Consider the following 18,663-nt stretch of genomic DNA (forward strand, 5'->3'; position numbering starts at 1 on the left):
CGCCTATGAAGTATTATGTGGTTATCGACACGAATGTCCTCGTCTCAGCAGTTCTGAAGTCACACTCTGTTCCGGGGAGCATCGTTGAACTTGCCTTTGACGGGCCAATCATACCCATTCTAAATGAGGCGATAGAAAAGGAATATCGGGAAGTACTTTCCCGTCCAAAGTTTCATCTTCCTGAAGATCTCATAGAAGGCATTATGAGCACTTTTCATAAACGTGCCATTTATGTCGATGCCGAGCATCTTGACGTTGAACTGCCGGATCCCAAAGATCTCGTATTCTATGAAGTGGTTATGGAAGAACGAAAAGAGGAAGAGGCTTATCTTGTGACCGGAAATATCAGGCATTTCCCAAACAGACCCTTTATCGTGACCCCTCGGGAGATGCTGGACATTATCCTAAGGGATCAGGATTTCCGAGATGAGTAATCCCTGACCAGAAAAGAGGCCGCCATGTCCGACACTTATCTCCCCGGCGATACCCGACAGCGTATCCAGGACCTTATCAAAAACAGGAAGATCACCCAGGCCGAACTTGCCGAAAAGGTCGGCCTTTCAAACAGCGCCCTCAGCCGGTATCTCCAGGGGCGGACAACGAACCTGGGCGATGGTTTCATCATCCGGATCGCCAATTACTTTGATGTGTCGACGGACTTCCTTCTTGGTGAAACGGATATCCCAGATCGGAAGAATTATGATATTGAGGAGCTTAGGCTCTCGGCGGAGACAGCAAAACTCCTGTATACGGGGAAGGTCGATGCATCCGTACTGAATCAGCTGATCGAGCATCCCCGCTTTCCGCAGCTACTGCTTTTACTTGCACGGTATCGGGACGAGACCATGATTGCTGGGATCAATGCGATGAACCAGATCCTGACCTTCATACGATCTCTCACTCTGGATCAAGCAAACCTTCATCCGGAAGATGCAGATACAGCGAAAAATGCCGCACAGGATTTGAGGTTGCTTGCTACTCCTCCTGTCACAGCTGATACGAACACGATCCAGAATCTTTTTATGCAGATCGTACGAGATATAAAGAAAAATGCAGAGTCGGCGTCAGAAGCACAGCAGGCCGCGACCACCGAAGTGTTAAAGCTGCTGCGAGAGAATTTGACCAAAGATGGTGAGTCAGTTGATCTCAGCAAGCTGACCGCTGAAGATCTGACAGTAGCGGTTATGAAGACCATTTCAGAAGCTGGCATACCGGAAGAAAAGCTCACATCACTTGGCGCCAGTTTCCTGGATTTGTTGAATGCTCTAAAGGAACCGGATCATGACGAATGAGGAACTCTGCATTCTGGCGCAAAGCGGAAATGCCGATGCAGAGAATGAGCTGATTGATCATTTGCTTCCTTCCCTTAAAGCACTGGCTGCCAAATTTGAGGCGCAGTACTCTGGCCTTCAGGTTGAAGCAGACGATCTCCTTCAGGAGGGAGCCATCGGCTTGCTAAGGGCTGTTCACTCTTTCCTTCCGGATAAAGGCAACCTGTTTCAAACCTACGCATCCCGGGTTTCCGAAAATGCCATGATGGATTACGTCCGGAAATGTGCATCTGCCGTTCCTTCCACAGGTCAGATGTTAAGTCTCGACATTGAACCCTATAACGATCCGGACAATGATGAGAGCAGTTTTTACGACAGGCTTTTTTCAGAGTACACAAAGACACCGGAACAGATTTATATCGAAAAAGAAACATATGAAGAAGTCCATCATGCCCTGGATATGATCTCCCCCAGGGAACGCACATATCTTCGTTACCGCTACGGCTTTGACGATGATCTTCCCCACGATAGGGTAGAGACTGCAACCCATTTTCATTTAAGTGACAGCCGCGCAAAGAGCATTGAACGAACCGCTCTCCATAGTTTCCGCGAAGAGCTCCATTGGTAATATCAGTAATCTCATTGTCTGGTTTTTGTATACCTCTATCCTCGATCCGGCCCGGAATCGGCACCGTGACAGGAGTCACGCCACCATTCCTATTGCGTCGTTCAATTGTCCGCTTCCATCACGGAAGCGACCTTTTCTCTCCGCAATACAAAGACAGCAGCCTGTGCTTCAACTGTGCACACGCTGCTGTTTTGCTGCCGGCTTTCGGATAAAGGTATAACACACTAGACTTTCCACGGAAAGTCGTGTGCCAAAAGGGACTCTGTCCCCTTCGGAATCCTCTGCCACGAAACCTATGGTTTCTTTGGAATCTTCCTTTTCTTCTCCGGCAGTTCTTCCCACATATTCCGAACCAGATCGCATAGGAACTCCTGATTATCCACGTCATCAACCAGAAGCATCTCCTTCGCCCCATCATAAGGCAATTCCAGCTCTGCATCCGGCATCAACTTCACCGCCATTGGAACCGGCTTTACGAGAAGCCTGTCATCGTATATTCCGCCAAATACCTTTCCGCGATAATATAGAATGTATTCGCCCATCATCGCCCGGCTGCTGATTTCATCCAATTCTGATAATTGCTCCAGAACAAAGTCCAGATACTCTTTTGTTGATGCCATGTTCAGCCTCCCTCTTTATAGGTCAAATATACTCATCTGCGGATATTTCTCCGGCAATTCACTCATAAACCGGAAACAGTCCTCCGGACTTGAGAGAATCCCGTTTTCCTTACAGATTCTTTGAAATATCTCAGTCAGTTCTCTGGCTTTTGGACTTGGCAGATCATATGCATTTCCATACCTTTTGATATAGCGTTCCTTCATCCCCGGAAAATGCTTGTCCAGCGCGGCGTAATAATATTCCCGGTCTCCCTCCCTGAGTGTCAGCCCCATTCCAAAATCAATAATCCCTTTGACACCGACCCGAACGCACGCATGCAGGATAGATGTAATATTTTCTTCCGTATCATTGATGAACGGCAAAATCGGAGTCAGCCAAACTACAGTAGGAATTCCCCTTTTCTGCATTTCTTCCAGTACTTCTATCCGCCGCTTTGTATTGCAGACATTCGGTTCCAGTACCTGGCACAAGCCATCATCCCATGTCGTGAGCGTCATCTGCACCACACATTTTGCGGAGCGGTTGATCTCCGAAAGCAAATCAATATCCCGAAGGATACGATCCGATTTCGTCTGTATTGCGGCCCCGAAACCATTCTTCAGGATGATCTCCAGGCACTTCCTGGTCAGCCGCAGCTCTTCTTCACAGTGCATATAGGGATCCGACATTGCACCGGTTCCGATCATGCACTTCTTTCTTTTTGAACGAAGAGCAGACTCTAAGAGTTCCGGAGCATTCTGCTTTACTTCTATATCTTCAAAAGGATGCGTAAACTGATAACACCTGCTCCGGCTGTCACAATAAACACAGCCGTGGGTACATCCCCGATAAATGTTCATTCCAAAGTGTCCGCCGCTGCCGGTCAGAATCCCTTTTGCATCAACAAAATGCATTTTATCAGCTCCCTTTTACTTTAATCGGATGCCTGATCCCGGTTTTCAGTTTCTCAGGTGCAACCTTCCTGGCATAGTCAATCAACAGAAGGGCAGATGCAAACATCGCACATCCATACAGCATATAGAACCTGAACTGATTCCTTCAGCGTCCCGAATCCGAATACGGCATCCAACAGAAGCAGATGTATCGTAATTCCAGCGATGTACATGACGGATACCACCGTCAGATTCGCGAGGAATGTTATCCGTACAAGTCTGCTTCTTCCAAACACGGTACACCGCAGAATGCTGTCCTCCCCTGGAATCAACCAAGTGACACTTTATCGCAACCGAGTGGAAGAATAAACTGTAACACTTTAATATCTGCGGCTCAGGATCTGATATACAATAAAATACAGAACGGAAATCCCACATGTTATGTAAAAACAGGCAAATCCGTAAGGTTTCAAATCGATCGAAACCAATACAACCCCAACTATGGCAAGTGCCTGGATCACGATAATCAGCGTCACGCTTCGTGATTTTTCGGCTATAAAAGCAAGACGTTCATCCTGATTGGCAATCTCCAGCTTTTTCGCATATTCCGGATTATGTCTGACTCTCCAATCCCCAACCAATCGATTCAGACCGTAGGCAAAAAGGCCTGCGCCGACTGCACAGGCCGCGATTGGAAGATCCATTACAGTGTTTAGGACCAGAAGTCCGATTCCAAGGACCGTTATAATAATATATACCTGCTTAGGATAATTCCCTTTCATGCTTCGTCAACCTCCTCATAAATAAATATATCTTCAATTTTCAGCTCAAATGTCCGTGCCAGCTTAAAAGCCAGTGTTATCGACGGATTATAACGTTCTCCTTCCAGGGAAATGATCGTCTGACGTGTCACCCCCAGAAGGTTTGCCAGATCCTGCTGCGTCAATTGTCTGGCCTTTCGCAATTCTGCAATTCGATTTTTCATATACACCTCTGCAACATGTAAAGTTTGCTTTACTCTTAGAAGCATAACATGCGCAAGTCGGCATGTCAAGCATGCTTTACATGTTCATTCCGGCTTTATAGAAAACTTTCCTTCCGGGTCCGGATCCGAAAAATGCCATAGACGCAAATAGGAATGCCAATATATCAGCATTCCTATCTTTCTCGCCAAATTGAGTTTTGGGATTTTATATCATTTGAAAATGCCTGAACGCCTCTGTAATCGCCTCTTCTTTCTCCTTTGGTGTCTCCGGCGACCTGCTGTCCTCATTCTTCGGAAGGTTATAATTCTTCCTCTCTATGATCCCGCATTTTCGCTTGGTCTTCGCGATATTCAAATGGCTTACATGAAATCCGTACTTCTCCTTCACCCACTCCTTAATCTCCTGATAGGTCGCCTTACTCTCCGCCGCCGTCAGATCCATCTCATCCATATCTACCTTCACGCTGATATGATTCTTTGCTTCGGAAAGTTTGGACAATAAACATACCGTCTCCACGTGATCCGTCATCGGAAATAAATCAACCGGAACGATCTTCTTTACCCGATAGCCTCTGCAGGTCAGATTCTTGATATCTCTTGCCTGAGTCTTCGGAAAGCAGGAAATATAGACAATCCGATCCGGTTTCATTTTCGCTAAATGCTGCATGAATCCCTGAGTCATTCCAGATCTGGGCGGATCGAGGATCACGACATCCGGGCAATCGATCAGCCGATCCAGAAAGCGGTTTGCATCATCGCAGTAGAATTCTGCATTCGTGATGTGATTCAGCTTTGCATTATGCTTTGCATCTCTGATCGCTTCCGGACTGATTTCCACTCCGATTACTTCTTTCGACTGCTTAGCCGCAATCAGAGAGATTGTTCCGATTCCGCAGCACGCATCAAGCACTGAATCATTTCGGGTAATTCCTGCCAGATCGATGGCAGTCTGATAAAGAACCTCAGTCTGTACAGGATTCACCTGATAGAAAGAAGCAGGAGAAATATGGAACTTCATGCCAAGCAGTTCATCCGAAAGATATCCAGGACCATACAGGACTCGGCTTCTTTCTCCAAGTACCATACTCGTATGTTTCCGATTGTAGTTCAGAACGACGGTCTCAATCTCCGGAAATCTCTGAGTCAGAAGACTGACAAACTTCTTTGCGCCAGGCAGTTCCTCAGATCCGATCACAATGACTGCCATTGCTTTTCCCGTCGCATGAGCCACCCGGATATAAGCATGTCTCAGGACCCCTCTTTCAGTATCTTCCTCATACGCAGGCAGATGCATCTCCTCAGCAATCTCGATGATTCCCTTTAAGATCCGGTTTGCTGTCTCATTCTGGATCAGGCATGATCCGGAAGACACAATCCGGTGTGTATGCTCTGCATACATACCGGCCACGAGTCTTCCATTCCGGTCTGTTCCGAACGCCGCATAGACTTTATGCCGATAATGATAAGGATTCTTCATTCCAATGGTCAGTTCGACATGATATTTCGGGTACAGCCTTGAGAGCTCCTCATGCTTGTGCTTCAGCTGCTCTTCATAGCTTTCATGCAGTCTGGTGCAGCCGCCGCAGATCTTCTGTACCCGGCATTCCTTGTTCATAGCACTACCTCCCGGAGATTATGGACAGCATGATCCGAAGCATTCCTAAGCACTTCATAGGACTGATGGCCGCAAGCCACCAGAACATAATTGCGGATGCCGATCGCTTTTGCAGTTTCCATGTCATGCAGCGTATCGCCGATATACATGCATTCATCCGGATTCACACCGGAGCGGATCATCCAGTGCTTTGCCATTTCCACCTTGGATTCCGCAAGCATATTATCCATGCCCATCCGTTCCCGGAAGTATCCGGCGATCCCAAGCTGTTCAGTCTGCTTCAGGAGTTTCTCCTCCTGGCAGGCAGAAAGAATCACGTTCTGATAGCCCTTCTCTTCAGCTTCCGCAATCTTCTCCAGAAATCCATCGGTCAGACGGCAGGATGAGAATCCTTCATCATACCGTTCATTGAACTCCACGGAGATCTGCTCATACGACTCATGTTCAAACGTATATCCGAGCTTGTAATAGTATTCAATCACCGGAAAGCAGAACAGACTCCGGTACTGTTCTCTTGTGTATCCTGCCTTCATATGCCGTTCCATGAGCATTTCATTCTCAATCTTCAGGCAAAGATCAAGATCATCCAGTATCGTTCCGTTGTAGTCCCAGATCAGTGTTTTCATGGCATTCCTCGCTAGGCATCATTCTATCACAGGCGACTTCTGATCAGACCATTCCGGAAAGAACCTTACAGAATGCACGGAATGACTATGGCATCAAAGCCAGTCACGATCAAGACTGGAGGTATGAAAGAATACAGCAGGCTGAATGAGCTTCCGAAAGGAAAAGCAGAAAATCATTTTATTCACGGATGTGCCGTGTTCGAAGGCGGAGGCTGGCGGGGAGTATATACCCAGGGGGTCATCGATGAGCTGATGATCCAGGGAATCAATCTCGACTGTTCCATCGGGGTATCGGCAGGAGCGCTGATGTCCGTCAACTATCTGACCGGACAGATCGGAAGAGGACCATATATCACTCTGAAATACCGGCATGACAGCCGGCAATGGCGTAAACCCAATTCAAGGTTCACGCCTTATTTTCTTTTTGGTCGCAAGAGAGGAAGCTGCAGCTTTCGCAAGCGCAAAAAAGCCCCTGTCAGGAAAAGAATCGTAAATTTTTAATATGTATTCAGAGCCTTATCGGGATTAGAATCAGATACAGAGGAGCTGCCTCTATACTACGGCTGGAATCAATGGTTGGAAGTCATGATTCCAGCTTTTGTTATTTTCAGAGGGGGATTTCGTCTTCCATCAAGACGGTGCCTGGTATTGTTGATCTTCCCTTTGAATTTGTCCCAGCGTTTCAGATGCCGGTCCCCGCGAACCATTACTTTAAACCTGCTGCACTCTTTTATACATGAACAGGCATATTTCAGCGAAAACTTCTTCTTGAAGAATGCCCGCACAAATGACGATGAATGGCACTTTTCAATGATGTTTTTATTGTTGATGAGATGCTCTTTGTCTTTCTGGATTTTTTCAGAAGCAGCGTTATAAAGCAGACTTTTCAGATTGCTGAAAATAAATCGGGACATTATCTCGTTATAGATCACATTTGCACGGGCGCTGTTGAACTCTTCAATGTCGATCAGATTCTTTAAAATATCATATCCTGTCTCAATGTCCCATCGGTCATTGTGATACAGATTAACGATTTCATCATGAGAGAATTCCTCCTGAGGCAGATTGGTAAAGTATTCCGTATCTGCGGATTTCGGCACCCGGATCTTGTTTCCACTGCCGGTGGTATGCTCTTCTTCGTATTCATAATGATTTCTGAGCAGTCTGATACGCATCTCCGGATGTTCAGAGATAAAGGTCTGTATTGCCGGCCGTATGATCCGCTTCTGCCATATTCTGTCAATCAGAATTGTCAGCCATGTATCTTTGCATTCTGCCGGGATCTCAGCTCTCTGCTTTCTGAAGAAATTGCTTTTTGCCCGAACGAGGTATTTCCAGCCTTTCATCTCACAGTATTTGAAAAGTTCAGCACTGCCATAGTAACGATCAGCCAGGAGAATGACCTTATCATTCTTCAGAACCGATTCCAACGCTTCAAGATGCTGAAAAAGAAGCGGAATTTCTGAAGTATCACAATGCGCCACTCTGAAATCAAGGATGATATGGTTAAGAACATCATATGCGATAGAAACCTTTGCCTGCGGTATCCCATAATGAGCTTCTCCATTTTTATATCCGCACTTCCGTCTTCCGAAGGTTTCTCCCAGGGATGAATCATCAGGCAGATTTATAAACGTTCCATCTATGGCGATCAGAAGATATCCTTTGTAATTTCTCTTTTCCATTGTCAGGTAAATCCGATCCAGAAATAATTCCTGGATCTTCTGCCAGACGCCATGATTGAGAATTGACATCCGTTTCAGAACAGCCTGCTTGGACGGCCTGTCGTTAATACGCAGATCGCTGTAGAAACAGTTAATATCTTCGCTCAGAGTCCTGCCATGACGAAAAATGAGATAGTTGAGCAGGTAACGCAAAGGCATCTTGCCATCTTCTCTTGTAAAAGAGGACTTGATAATTCTTGCAGCCTCAAACAGGGATGGATCATGAATGATGGAAGCGAAAGCCTCAAGGACATTACTGAGGCCCATAAGATCCTTTACTACTAATCGGAATTATCGTCGTATACGAGGCGCGGTTTCTTTTTCGCGAAAGCTGCGCGAATATAAGGAACCTGATCATTATCGAACAGCCCCAGTTCTCTGATTGTACGGTGTTTAACCTTTCCATCTTCCCGATAAGACTCAGTAAGGTAGATAAAGGAAGTTCCCTTTCTGCCTTTATTATTAGGTACTACTTTGACAAACATAACAGCCTCCTTTCCTATACTACATATACTTATATTATGCGTATTAAGAAGATTATTTATCAAGATATATCTATACTACATTCCGCCTGTTCGCAGCAGATCTCAGCGCAAAAGAAAAGGCGTAGACCCTTATTTTGGGTTTACGCCATTGCCGGCATGACAGCCGGTTTGTGGGCTGGCGCGCATTGATCGAGAACCATGGCATCTCCGGCTTCCGATTCATGCATGAAGGCGTTGAGCAGATCTGGCCGGCAGACAATGCCCGCTATTACCGCCAGGACCTTCGGCATGTAGCAATTGCCACAGACATGAAGACGGGGATGCCAAGATACTTCGAAAAAGGAAAAGATCCCTGGTTCTGGCGAGGAGTACGAGCAGGCGCCACCGTTCCCTTTCTGTCGGAACCCGTTGTCATAGAAGGAGTCCCCTTCATGGATGGAGGAATCTCTGATCCGATCCCTCTGGAATGGGCACTTACTCAGGGATATGAAAAGATTCTGATCGTCAAGACCAGACCGGAAGGATGGAGACAGGAAAGAGACTACCCTGCCCGCCTGTGTGATTCTTTTTATAAGAAGTATCCGGAATTCGATGAAAAGCTGAAAACCATGAAGCACAGGACCAACCGGATTCTGAATCATATTGATGAGCTGGAGGAGAATGGGAGAATCTTCGTGATCAGTCCCTCTGAGAACATCCGGATCCCGATGTTCTCAGGAGATATGGAAAAGCTCGGAGCTCTCTATGAGCTAGGAAGAGCCGATACAAGAGCCTCTGCACCTAGCCTCAGAGAATATCTGAGCGAAACAGAATAAGATGAAGCAAGACAGATACTGCCTGTTCATGAAAACCGGGCCATAGGAATTGTTTTCCGCATTGGTCCAGTTTTTCCATCCGCATGCAGATGATTCAGCCAAACTTTCGCCAGGAATTGGTTCAGATGTTTCTGGAGATGATTCTGAATTGTCATATCCTATTCAGTGATCTCAACCTGGTTTCCTTCTATTGCACAGATACAGCTCTCATAGTAGCCATCTCCGGTTGTTCTGGGCCCGCTGATCACCTGATAGCCATCCCTCTTCAGAGTCTCCGTGAGTTCATCCACCCTGGCTTTGCTGCCGACACTGAATGCAATATGAACATACCCGGTCCTTGCCGTTCCTTTTTCCGGATCCGTCATGCCTGGCTTGTTCATGATTTCCAGACGTGCTCCATCAGAAAAAGACAGAAAATAGGATCTGAAGCCTGTATTCCTGTTGTGATAAAGCTGATTCGAAACAGCGCCGAAGTATTTCTCAAAGAACTGCTTCGTCCCTTCCAGATCATTTACATACATAGCAATATGTTCAATCCTCATCAGTTTCTCCTCGGAATCTCTGCCCGCAAAAGAAAGCTCACCTTTCTTTCGCTTCTTGAATCATCATCCTGATTGCTTCGATTGCTGTCTTCAGGCACGAATTCATGTCTTTATCTGAAGCATACTCTTCGAACCCGAGCTTTCTGCGCTCCTGGTTCTGGAATACCAGGAGCACAGTACTGACCTTTACATGCCGTACTGATGCAATGGTATAGAGTGCAGCAGATTCCATCTCAGAGCAGAGCGTACCGCCCTTCAGCCATGCATTCCATTTGTTCTGAAGCTCGTAGTCCACACCCATGGTCTCAGGCTGCTGCTGACCATAGAACGAATCCTTGCATTCCACAATCCCGACATGATACCGGTACCCGAGCTTCTTTGCTGCATTCACCAGATTCATCGTCACATCAAAATCAGCAACTGCAGGAAACTCAATCGGCATGTATTCCTTTGAGGTTCCTTCCATCCGGATCGCTCCGGAAGCAATCACGATATCACCAGGAATCACATTCGGATCCATGCCTCCGCTGGTGCCGGTACGGATAAACGTATCAGCCCCGCAATGAATCAGCTCTTCCATTGCGATTGCCGCAGAAGGCCCTCCGATTCCGGTAGAGCATACACTTACTTTTTCTCCATTCAGAGTTCCGGTATAGGTCGTGAATTCCCGGTTTGATGCAATCAGCTTAGGATCATCAAAGTATTCTGCGATCCGCTTGCATCGGCCTGGATCTCCAGGCAGAATCACATACTTTCCTACGTCTCCTGGTCTGATGTGCAGATGAAACTGATAGTCTTCTTTTGTCTTATCCATGATTGAATAAGATTATATAACATCATGAAAAATTCCGCATGGTTATGCCGGGAAAATAATATTTTCCAAAAGCGGTTGACGGTTTTAGCCGTCAACGTCCTGCTTTACCCACCTTTCAGTACTTGGCAAGCAGGGCATACTCGTAAGAGTATGCGGATTTTCGTACGGAACCGTCATCGCCTCGGTAACTGGCGAGCAGTGTTCCGATCCGGATCAGAACCTCTTTCGCCAAATCTGGCTTGTTGGGATAATCCCAAACCCTTATGATCGCACAGGTGCGAGCTACGCGTTTTCACGCTTCCAAAGACATTATGTTCTTCAGAAAGTTAATTCAAGAAAGAGACAAAACATATAATTACGCTTCTTTGGATTAACGCCATTCTGTTTCACAAGCTGTCGATGATTGCCATAAAATCATCATATGAAATACAGGAAACACCCAGTTCTTCACACAGATTCGGAAGTTGTGCAGAATGTGGTTTATAGTTTTCATTGGTGACGACTGTAGCAGCTAACGCTTTCGCCTTAGCTGCTATGTAGACGTCTGCTGACGGCCGATTCTCCAAAATGTTCTTTTGATGAACTGTCTCCCGCATTTTGGCATTTATAAGCAGTTGGCTAATAATAACGGATTCCTTGTCATCTGGATTCTTGAACATATCCTTATGTCCATGGAACCATTGATACTGATCTGTTTTTTCCGAAAACTGCCTTGTAAGTTCATTGTAGCATTCATCTACAGAGATAAACTCTCCTGCCTTTATCTTCTCATCAATCTTTTCCCATACTTCTTCAAACCGTTTTCCCTTTTTGGGGAAGAAATTCAGAAGTGTGCGGATGATATTGGTATCCAGAATATATATCATCTGCTCACCCCCCTGAAATAGACGGTTTCAAGGTTCGGTAGGTGATCCACCTTGCTTTGTAGCATCTCACTTGCACGGACGCTATCTATCTTTCCAGAAAAATACTGCTTGAACACATCGCCTGCATATCTCTGTCCAAGATAGGTAAGCTGCGTGTAGTAATGGTTTCCGCCTCGGCCCTGACCTTTTTTCTTATCGCCATTACGGATTGCGTCACCGTAAAAAAACTCTTTAAGGTCGTTGTATTCTGCAGAGGTCATCATTCCCATCTTGTAAAGCTTGTACATGATGGCCTCTTTGCTGACAGAATATAGCGTTGCCAGTTCTTCAATGCGATCCTCGTTTATAGGCCTCTTTGTTAATTCCAGCTTGAAATCGTCCATCGGAACCAGGAAAGCATTTGCAAAGGTGTCACACGCTTTTTCAATCTCTGTCTGCTGATTGTTTAAAGCAACATAGTAATCATCCCGGATAATCTCAGCGCCACTAGTATCTGAAATCAAGTGATACAGCTCATGGAACAAGGTAAAAATCTGCCGCGCAAATGACATAGAATTGTTGATGACGATCACAGGGAAATGGTCATCATTCAAGCAAATACCTGAAATCCGATTATCCTTAAAAGCATCCTTGAATACATAAATACCAAGATCGTAGAATTTTTCACGGAATATCTCAAAGACAACCTTTGTGCTTTTTCTGGCTTTTTGTGCAGAAATAGGAAACTCTAATTGCATTCTAAAAAAGTTGCAAAGTTGGTCAATATCATTGGGAAAACTGCTTCTTTGCGCAATGATACTCTCTTTGTTTCCATACAACTCATCCAGACTAAGTTGATAGACTTTTGCCTTTTCAAACTGGATGATGACGTTTTTGCTGAACGAGTTTACTATCTCATCCGGTAACGTCCGCAAATCTCCCTTGATTGAAGGAAGCTGCGGGGGCTCAGGGAAAAAGAACACGGCACTTGGCTTCCGGAATACATCACTGATCTTTTTCAGCTTTGCATATGTTGGATGCTCCGTTCCGTTTTCCCAATTAAGATAGCGGGAAATATCAACGCCGATAGCCTGTGCAGCTTCATCAGGAGACATATTATAGAATTCTCGTGCCCAGCGAATGATCTCACCATTTACGCCACTGAGTGCTTCAGCCAACAGACTCACCTCCTTTTATTTGCTTCATTTGTGCGGTCTGTTTATTGATTCGAGCAGTTTTTCACCAATCTATTTATGAAGCCGCTCTATACCGCGTGTACACATATTCGTAAATACGCTGGCGGTATTCGGAAATGCTGATTTCGTCATAACACTCCGGCAGCTTCGCCCAAAGTGTATCGCGGATCAAGTTGTCCACAGCGGCCTTCGTTTCCTGTTTGTCTGTCCAATGATCCAGTTCAGCAATCTTTGCCTTGATCTTCTTCGGAAGGCTTGCGGCCACTCCTTGATCTTCTTGATATCCGATTTGGAAAGGTCATCCCGGAAAAGCATATCGTAGAGGGACAGTTCTTCGTCATTCTCGAAGCCCTCGCGGACATACCGCTGCTCCTCCTTATCCAGACTGTTGGCCAGATCCATCAGATCCATAAAGGTTTTTTCTATGGTGGCGCGGTCCTGCTCACTGTTATAATCCGTGATGATCTGCTGATACCGCTCATAATAATTGATGCGGTCGGGATTATTGAAAAGCAAGCGGTCCAGTTTTTGCTGAATCAGCTCCTCCAAATCCTTCATCACGAGGTTCTTTTTCTTAACCTTCGCAAATTCCCGGCGCAGCAGATCAAAGTCGATAGCGCTGATATCAAACCGGCGCGGCTCTTCTTTGACCATAAGCGGCATATCGTCTATTTCAACATACTCGCTGATAATAGAATTGATTTCAACCATCAGATCGGTCGTGTCAACGTGACGGCGCTTTTTCTGCAATTCCGCATAAATTGCAGCGATGGCTTCATACTCTTTCCGAGTGGGTCCGGTGATATCGTCACGATCTGTATATTTCATCAGGCGGATCAATTCCGTAGCATATGTAGGGAATGATCTTCTTCCTCCTTCTGCTGATCAGATATAAATTCCATCATATCGTTGGGAGAGCATTCCATTGCGCGGCAAATGCTCTCTACCTTATCCAAGGCGATGTATTGCCCATTCTTGATTTTTGTAATTATATTTGCGGATATACTGGCCCTACGCATCAGCTCAGCGTTGGATATATCGCGTTCAATCATCATATGCATTAATGGTTTATAACTAACGGCCATATCATCAGCCTGCTTATCTCAAATGTACATTCATTGGATCACATTTCTGTGAAAAAATCAACGGATACGTTGCAAACTAGAAACGCCAGTTCAATATTACTATTTAATAGGGAGGGTTGTTATATACTCAAACGGTTTTCTTCGGTTCGCTTCCCGGAAGAAAAGAAAGATAAATCTTATTCATATCAGTATCATTATTATTAGTCTTAATTGAGTTTGGTTTTCACACTTCAAGAAGTTCCATCCTGCAATAACCCATTTGATTGAAGCGATCAAAAGGCAACAAAAAACGGACTGCTGCAAAAACAACAATCCGTTTATGTTTGCCAACCCGTTCAGACAGATGCCCAAATCGTTTATGATACAAAACTTTCTTATGAGCACCCGCCTTTGGGCAGGAGCCTTCTGTTTTGGCTTAATAATGCGATAATCGGCTCTTTTATCAGCTGTTCTTCAGCTCCTCAAGCCAGAGATTCACACATGCATCACTGGGCATGCGCCAGTCGCCTCTGGGGCTGAGAGTGACCGAGCCGACCTTCGGACCATCCGGCAGACAGCTGCGCTTGAACTGCTGATGGAAGAAACGGTTATAGAACCGGATCTCTGCCGTGCGGATCGTTTCCGGATCCAGCTCCGGGTAAGCGGTCATTGCCATACCCAGAATCTTATCCGGTTCAAAGCCATATCTCATCATCCAGTAAAGGAAGAAATCATTGAGGTCATACTTGCCGATCTTCTCTTCCGTCTTCTGCGCAATTGCTCCGTCTTTATTCGGCGTCAGCTCCGGAGAGATCGGCGTATCAATGATCGAAAGAAGAACCTTCTTCAGATCTTCTCTGCCGCAGGTCAGTGCATATGCCCTGCAGATATACTGAACCAGCGTCTTCGGAACGGAAGCATTGACTCCGTACATGGACATGTGATCGCCATTATACGTGCACCATCCAAGGGCAAGCTCACTGAGATCGCCCGTTCCGACTACCAGACCATTCTCCATGTTCGCGGTATCCATCAGAATATACGTGCGCATGCGGGCCTGGGCGTTCTCATAGGTCGTATCCCCTTCCCCCTGATATGCTTCGCTGTGTCCGATCGCAGTCAGATGATCACGGACAGCCTTGCCGATCTCCACCTCCCGGATTTCAACATCCAGAGCTTTCATCAAAGCAATGGCATTGGAATAAGTCAGCGAAGTCGTATTGCCTTGATTCGGCATCGTGATCGCAATAATGCGCAGATCCGGAACCATCTTCCTCGCTTCTGCACAGACTAATAGAGCAAGAGTAGAATCCAGTCCGCCCGAGATGCCGATGACCAGGGTATGAATCCCCGTTGCTTTCACCCGGGTAGCCAGGCCATTTGCCTGGATCTGAAGAATCCGGTGGCACCGCTCCTGCAGCAGCTGATCATCCGAAGGAACAAACGGCATTCTTGGATAAGAAACCTGCTCTTTCTTCAATGCTTCCACAAGCTCAGCCGCCGTCAGCTCTTCTTTTCCGCCAAGCGGTTCAATCGACACCGGAACCCTGCGGAACCACCCGCCGGATTCACTCGGAAACGTATTCTGATGCGTCCGGTTATGAATCAGCACATCCAGATCCGTGATTGCCGTGAGAACCGTCTCAGGCTCCGGATAGATCGTTTCTGCTTTCAGGCTTCCGTTTTCTGCAATCATGCAGTGACCGGAAAAAACAAGATCTGTAGAAGATTCCTCCATCGCAGAACTTGCATAAAGATACGTGCAGTAGCAGTCTGCAGACTGATGCTTCACGAGCGAACGCCGGTAGTCCTGCTTGCCGATGACTTCATCGCTGGCACTGAGATTGGCAATCAGATTCGCCCCGGCCAGACATGCATGCGTGCTCGGCTTGTCAGGAACCCATAAATCCTCGCAGATCTCTATGCCGAGAACTGCTCCTGAATGATCATCTGATGCTAAGAGATCAATGCCGAAGGGGACTTCCTGTCCATGGATCAGAATCGTTCTGCCGATCACATCCTTGCCGGAAGAAAACCATCTTTCCTCATAGAACTCACTGTAGGTCGGCAGATTGATCTTCGGGACAATGCCGGCAATCTCTCCTTCAGAGATCACGGCAGCACAGTTATAAAGACTGTTCTCAAAGCGAAGAGGAACCCCGACCACGATGGTCATCCCATGCCACGAAGAACTTGCTTCCGCGATCTGAACAAGACCCTCTTCGGCCGCATTCAGCAATAAATCCTGCCCGAAGAGATCAGCACACGTATAACCCGTAAGACAAAGCTCCGGAAATACCAGCAGACCAAGATCCTGATGGGCTTCTGCACACGAGATGATCTTCTGCGTGTTATAGGAAACGTCTGCAATCTTCAGAGCAGGAACTGCGGTTCCCACCTTGATCATATGATTCTTCATAAAATCTCTCCCTTAAGCAGCTGAGGCTTCAGTCCATGAAGCTCTTCCGGAACCATCTGCTCGAGTTCTTTCAAGTCCTGCTGGATTTCCAGATATTTCTGACGAACTTTCGTGGAACTGACATCCTGGGTTTCTTCCGGCAGGGAAACAATCGTGAAATACGGAGAAAGTGTTCTCAGATACGGATCATTCTGTATCAGTCTATGAGGATCATCATGACTGCGGGACATGCATACAATGCCGAACTCCCTGCAGATCTCTTCTACATGAAGCCAGCCATGTTCCAGTTCCGGCAGCTTATCGCTGCCCATCAGCAGTCTCAGTTCATATCCCTGCTTTCTTAACCAGCAAAGGGTCTCATAAGACCGCGGCTGGCTGCTCTGTTCAATCTCATAAGCAGACACTTCCATCCATGGCCGGGAAATGCTGATCATTCTGAGCATATCCAGCCGTTCCTGATCCCCGAAGGCAAAGTCCTTGCCCTGATCCTTCTCGACATAGACCTGCTTGGTCGGAACGAAGATGACCTTGTCAAAGTCCACTGCCTTCCTGGCCGTATCTGCAGCCAATAGATGAGCAGCTGTAGGCGGATTGAAAGCCCCGCCGAACATCAGCGCCGTGCTCAAATCCAGCCTCCATGAAGCTGCTGATACATATTCTCCCGTACTTCCGCAACTGCTCTGGTCATATCCACATAATGCTGATGGGGCATCTCCGGGCGAAGTTCGGACTCCCAGACCCGATGCTCAAGCTGCTCACGGATGAAATCTTTCTTTGCCCTGATATCAGGCAGATCAATAGCCAGCTGGCCATTCAGGATATGCGGAATGAGAATCTTCTCCACATGCACCGGAATGATCGTCTTCACATGATCAAACGCATCCGGATCCAGGTTCACGACCTCAATCGGCTCTCCTTCCCGGATCATCTCATGATCCAGGGCGATGATATCGCACTGTCCCTTGCCCTCTTCATCAAATACTCTCCAGGCCATCAGCTTGCCCGGAATAATCGCCTTGGAAGCAGAATCGCTGCACTTCATCTTCGGCGAATATGAGCCATCCGGCTGCTTCACCGCAACCAGCTTGTACACTCCTCCGAACACCGGGGACGTCGCACTTGTAATCAGCTTCTCACCGACTCCATACGAATCAAACCTCGCGCCTTCATAGATTTCCATATCAGCCATCTTCTTCTCATCCAGAGAATTCGAGGCAACCAGCTTGATGTACGATTTGCCCGCCTTGTCGAGTGCCTTGCGCAGCTTCTTGTAGCCGCGGGCAAGGTCGCCGCTGTCAATCCGCGCAGACTTGACACGCTTATTCGGATCATCCGGATACTTCGAAATCAACCAGTCATCCAGCTTGATCAGATTCGGCAGGCCTGACTCAAAGATATTGTACGTATCCAGCAGAAGCGAAACATTCTCCGGATAGGTCTCTGCATAAGCCTGGAATGCCTCGTATTCAGACGGATAGAACTCAATGAAGCTATGGGCAATCGTGCCGACTGCCTTGACTTCCGGTCCGTATTTCATCTCTGCCAGGCAGTTGGCCGTTCCGACACACCCGCCGAGGACTGCTGCATACGCACCATCATTGCCAGCGCTTTCCCCTTGTGCTCTTCTGGTTCCGAACTCCATGACATTCCGCGGGGTATGCGTGGAAAGTCCGCTGATCTTGGTCGCTTTCGTAGCAATCAGAGAATGGAAATTCATCGTCTGCAGAAGATACGTCTCAATCAGGATTGCCCCGACCATATCGCACTCAATGCGGACCATCGGCACCTGCGGATAGCAGACTGTCCCTTCCCGCAGGGCATACATATCCCCTTTCCAGCGGTAGGTGCGCAGGTATTCGCAGAACTCTTCACTCATGCCCTTGGAACGCAGCCAGATCAGATCCTGCTCATTGAAATGATAATTCAGGAGGAACTTGACCAGCTTATCCTGCCCGCAGGCAATCGAGAAACCGCCCCGGTCCGGATTCTCCCGGAAGAACATATCAAACACCATGACGGAATCCCTGAATCCATGCAGAAACAGGCAGTTTGCCATCGAGAATTCATAGAAATCCGTGACCATTGCCGGATTGTCATAATCTTCATCCGGAATATAAGGCTGTACTTTAATCTCACTCATA

22 protein-coding genes are annotated in these 18,663 nt (G+C 46.9%); 5 read left to right on the plus strand and 17 right to left on the minus strand.

Features of this window, described 5'->3' with window-relative positions; all coding sequences use genetic code 11:
• The first annotated feature begins 5 nt into the window (after positions 1-5).
• The 3 genes from C7E00_RS08865 to C7E00_RS08875 are packed head-to-tail and all read left to right on the plus strand — an operon-like array spanning position 6 to position 1,899.
• Positions 6-434 (plus strand): putative toxin-antitoxin system toxin component, PIN family, encoded by a 429-nt coding sequence (locus tag C7E00_RS08865; protein WP_105303950.1) that lies wholly within the window; start codon positions 6-8, stop codon positions 432-434.
• A 24-nt stretch (positions 435-458) separates the two neighbouring features.
• The gene (locus C7E00_RS08870) at positions 459-1,292 is read left to right on the plus strand and encodes a helix-turn-helix domain-containing protein (RefSeq protein WP_105303951.1); all 834 of its coding nucleotides are present in this window, start codon (positions 459-461) and stop codon (positions 1,290-1,292) included.
• Positions 1,282-1,899 carry a sigma-70 family RNA polymerase sigma factor gene (locus C7E00_RS08875; RefSeq protein WP_105303952.1) on the plus strand — a complete coding sequence of 206 codons (618 nt, stop codon included), beginning with the start codon at positions 1,282-1,284 and terminating at the stop codon, positions 1,897-1,899. The genes C7E00_RS08870 and C7E00_RS08875 overlap by 11 nt, the downstream gene beginning before the upstream one ends.
• 293 nt (positions 1,900-2,192) lie before the next feature.
• Here the strand turns inward: C7E00_RS08875 and C7E00_RS08880 are convergent, their stop codons facing one another.
• The 6 genes from C7E00_RS08880 to C7E00_RS08910 form a co-directional block, all read right to left on the minus strand.
• A complete protein-coding gene (locus tag C7E00_RS08880) occupies positions 2,193-2,519 on the minus strand; it encodes a TfoX/Sxy family protein (protein ID WP_105303953.1) in 327 nt (108 codons plus the stop codon).
• Positions 2,520-2,534: 15 nt separating this feature from the next.
• Complete coding sequence (locus C7E00_RS08885; protein ID WP_105303954.1) at positions 2,535-3,413, minus strand: radical SAM protein; 879 nt, start codon at positions 3,411-3,413, stop codon at positions 2,535-2,537.
• 359 nt (positions 3,414-3,772) lie between these two features.
• The gene (locus C7E00_RS08895; RefSeq protein ID WP_105303955.1) at positions 3,773-4,174 is read right to left on the minus strand and encodes a DUF2178 domain-containing protein; all 402 of its coding nucleotides are present in this window, start codon (positions 4,172-4,174) and stop codon (positions 3,773-3,775) included.
• Positions 4,171-4,377: a helix-turn-helix transcriptional regulator gene (locus tag C7E00_RS08900; RefSeq protein WP_105303956.1), complete on the minus strand. Its 207-nt coding sequence runs from the start codon at positions 4,375-4,377 to the stop codon at positions 4,171-4,173. Before C7E00_RS08900 ends, C7E00_RS08895 begins: the two co-directional genes overlap by 4 nt.
• 205 nt (positions 4,378-4,582) lie before the next feature.
• Complete coding sequence (gene rlmD / locus C7E00_RS08905) at positions 4,583-5,992, minus strand: 23S rRNA (uracil(1939)-C(5))-methyltransferase RlmD (protein ID WP_105303957.1); 1,410 nt, start codon at positions 5,990-5,992, stop codon at positions 4,583-4,585.
• Complete coding sequence (locus C7E00_RS08910) at positions 5,989-6,618, minus strand: HAD family hydrolase (protein WP_105303958.1); 630 nt, start codon at positions 6,616-6,618, stop codon at positions 5,989-5,991. The genes rlmD and C7E00_RS08910 overlap by 4 nt, the downstream gene beginning before the upstream one ends.
• Positions 6,619-6,699: 81 nt before the next feature.
• Here C7E00_RS08910 and C7E00_RS08915 point away from each other — a divergent pair, with 81 nt between their 5' ends.
• Positions 6,700-7,119 (plus strand): patatin-like phospholipase family protein, encoded by a 420-nt coding sequence (locus tag C7E00_RS08915; RefSeq protein ID WP_239928552.1) that lies wholly within the window; start codon positions 6,700-6,702, stop codon positions 7,117-7,119.
• A 68-nt stretch (positions 7,120-7,187) separates the two neighbouring features.
• On the opposite strand, the gene C7E00_RS08920 is transcribed toward C7E00_RS08915, so the two are convergent.
• Together C7E00_RS08920 and C7E00_RS08925 are read right to left on the minus strand one after the other, a co-directional pair.
• Complete coding sequence (locus C7E00_RS08920) at positions 7,188-8,609, minus strand: IS4 family transposase (RefSeq protein ID WP_105303959.1); 1,422 nt, start codon at positions 8,607-8,609, stop codon at positions 7,188-7,190.
• A 14-nt stretch (positions 8,610-8,623) separates the two neighbouring features.
• A complete protein-coding gene (locus C7E00_RS08925) occupies positions 8,624-8,827 on the minus strand; it encodes a 2-C-methyl-D-erythritol 4-phosphate cytidylyltransferase (RefSeq protein WP_105303066.1) in 204 nt (67 codons plus the stop codon).
• A gap of 134 nt (positions 8,828-8,961) precedes the next feature.
• Here C7E00_RS08925 and C7E00_RS08930 point away from each other — a divergent pair, with 134 nt between their 5' ends.
• Positions 8,962-9,642: a patatin family protein gene (locus C7E00_RS08930; RefSeq protein ID WP_135358195.1), complete on the plus strand. Its 681-nt coding sequence runs from the start codon at positions 8,962-8,964 to the stop codon at positions 9,640-9,642.
• A 158-nt stretch (positions 9,643-9,800) separates the two neighbouring features.
• Here the strand turns inward: C7E00_RS08930 and C7E00_RS08935 are convergent, their stop codons facing one another.
• The 9 genes from C7E00_RS08935 to C7E00_RS08975 all read right to left on the minus strand — a co-directional run bounded on the left by C7E00_RS08935 (position 9,801) and on the right by C7E00_RS08975 (position 18,662).
• Entirely contained in the window at positions 9,801-10,184 is a 384-nt protein-coding gene (locus C7E00_RS08935) for a VOC family protein (RefSeq protein ID WP_105303961.1), read from the minus strand.
• A gap of 37 nt (positions 10,185-10,221) precedes the next feature.
• Positions 10,222-10,998, minus strand: a complete 777-nt coding sequence (gene udp / locus C7E00_RS08940; RefSeq protein WP_105303962.1) for a uridine phosphorylase — start codon at positions 10,996-10,998, stop codon at positions 10,222-10,224.
• A 386-nt stretch (positions 10,999-11,384) separates the two neighbouring features.
• Positions 11,385-11,864, minus strand: a complete 480-nt coding sequence (locus C7E00_RS08945; RefSeq protein WP_105303963.1) for a DUF4411 family protein — start codon at positions 11,862-11,864, stop codon at positions 11,385-11,387.
• On the minus strand, positions 11,861-13,021 hold the full coding sequence (locus C7E00_RS08950; RefSeq protein ID WP_105303964.1) for an ImmA/IrrE family metallo-endopeptidase: 1,161 nt from the start codon (positions 13,019-13,021) through the stop codon (positions 11,861-11,863). The genes C7E00_RS08945 and C7E00_RS08950 overlap by 4 nt, the downstream gene beginning before the upstream one ends.
• A gap of 186 nt (positions 13,022-13,207) precedes the next feature.
• The gene (locus C7E00_RS08955; protein WP_204378600.1) at positions 13,208-13,879 is read right to left on the minus strand and encodes a type I restriction enzyme endonuclease domain-containing protein; all 672 of its coding nucleotides are present in this window, start codon (positions 13,877-13,879) and stop codon (positions 13,208-13,210) included.
• Complete coding sequence (locus C7E00_RS08960; RefSeq protein ID WP_105303965.1) at positions 13,876-14,124, minus strand: helix-turn-helix domain-containing protein; 249 nt, start codon at positions 14,122-14,124, stop codon at positions 13,876-13,878. Before C7E00_RS08960 ends, C7E00_RS08955 begins: the two co-directional genes overlap by 4 nt.
• 442 nt (positions 14,125-14,566) lie before the next feature.
• A complete protein-coding gene (locus C7E00_RS08965) occupies positions 14,567-16,522 on the minus strand; it encodes an NAD(+) synthase (RefSeq protein ID WP_105303966.1) in 1,956 nt (651 codons plus the stop codon).
• Positions 16,519-17,148: a nicotinate (nicotinamide) nucleotide adenylyltransferase gene (nadD, locus tag C7E00_RS08970; protein ID WP_105303967.1), complete on the minus strand. Its 630-nt coding sequence runs from the start codon at positions 17,146-17,148 to the stop codon at positions 16,519-16,521. The genes C7E00_RS08965 and nadD overlap by 4 nt, the downstream gene beginning before the upstream one ends.
• Complete coding sequence (locus tag C7E00_RS08975; RefSeq protein ID WP_105303968.1) at positions 17,145-18,662, minus strand: nicotinate phosphoribosyltransferase; 1,518 nt, start codon at positions 18,660-18,662, stop codon at positions 17,145-17,147. The genes nadD and C7E00_RS08975 overlap by 4 nt, the downstream gene beginning before the upstream one ends.
• Between the last annotated feature and the right edge of the window lies 1 nt (position 18,663).

Source organism: Anaerolactibacter massiliensis (assembly GCF_900290205.1).
In the GTDB taxonomy this organism is placed as follows: Bacteria; Bacillota_I; Bacilli_A; order Erysipelotrichales; family Erysipelotrichaceae; genus Bulleidia; species Bulleidia intestinalis.

Coding starts and splice junctions, on each gene's coding strand:
- C7E00_RS08915 (WP_239928552.1), top strand. CDS start 6,700: ATGACTATGGCATCAAAGCCAGTCACGATCAAGACTGGAGGTATGAAA.
- C7E00_RS08945 (WP_105303963.1), bottom strand. CDS start 11,864: ATGATATATATTCTGGATACCAATATCATCCGCACACTTCTGAATTTC.
- C7E00_RS08920 (WP_105303959.1), bottom strand. CDS start 8,609: ATGGGCCTCAGTAATGTCCTTGAGGCTTTCGCTTCCATCATTCATGAT.
- C7E00_RS08935 (WP_105303961.1), bottom strand. CDS start 10,184: ATGAGGATTGAACATATTGCTATGTATGTAAATGATCTGGAAGGGACG.
- C7E00_RS08880 (WP_105303953.1), bottom strand. CDS start 2,519: ATGGCATCAACAAAAGAGTATCTGGACTTTGTTCTGGAGCAATTATCA.
- C7E00_RS08960 (WP_105303965.1), bottom strand. CDS start 14,124: ATGGCCGTTAGTTATAAACCATTAATGCATATGATGATTGAACGCGAT.
- C7E00_RS08975 (WP_105303968.1), bottom strand. CDS start 18,662: ATGAGTGAGATTAAAGTACAGCCTTATATTCCGGATGAAGATTATGAC.
- C7E00_RS08875 (WP_105303952.1), top strand. CDS start 1,282: ATGACGAATGAGGAACTCTGCATTCTGGCGCAAAGCGGAAATGCCGAT.
- C7E00_RS08925 (WP_105303066.1), bottom strand. CDS start 8,827: ATGTTTGTCAAAGTAGTACCTAATAATAAAGGCAGAAAGGGAACTTCC.
- udp (WP_105303962.1), bottom strand. CDS start 10,998: ATGGATAAGACAAAAGAAGACTATCAGTTTCATCTGCACATCAGACCA.
- C7E00_RS08965 (WP_105303966.1), bottom strand. CDS start 16,522: ATGAAGAATCATATGATCAAGGTGGGAACCGCAGTTCCTGCTCTGAAG.
- C7E00_RS08900 (WP_105303956.1), bottom strand. CDS start 4,377: ATGAAAAATCGAATTGCAGAATTGCGAAAGGCCAGACAATTGACGCAG.
- C7E00_RS08870 (WP_105303951.1), top strand. CDS start 459: ATGTCCGACACTTATCTCCCCGGCGATACCCGACAGCGTATCCAGGAC.
- C7E00_RS08865 (WP_105303950.1), top strand. CDS start 6: ATGAAGTATTATGTGGTTATCGACACGAATGTCCTCGTCTCAGCAGTT.
- C7E00_RS08895 (WP_105303955.1), bottom strand. CDS start 4,174: ATGAAAGGGAATTATCCTAAGCAGGTATATATTATTATAACGGTCCTT.
- C7E00_RS08885 (WP_105303954.1), bottom strand. CDS start 3,413: ATGCATTTTGTTGATGCAAAAGGGATTCTGACCGGCAGCGGCGGACAC.
- C7E00_RS08910 (WP_105303958.1), bottom strand. CDS start 6,618: ATGAAAACACTGATCTGGGACTACAACGGAACGATACTGGATGATCTT.
- rlmD (WP_105303957.1), bottom strand. CDS start 5,992: ATGAACAAGGAATGCCGGGTACAGAAGATCTGCGGCGGCTGCACCAGA.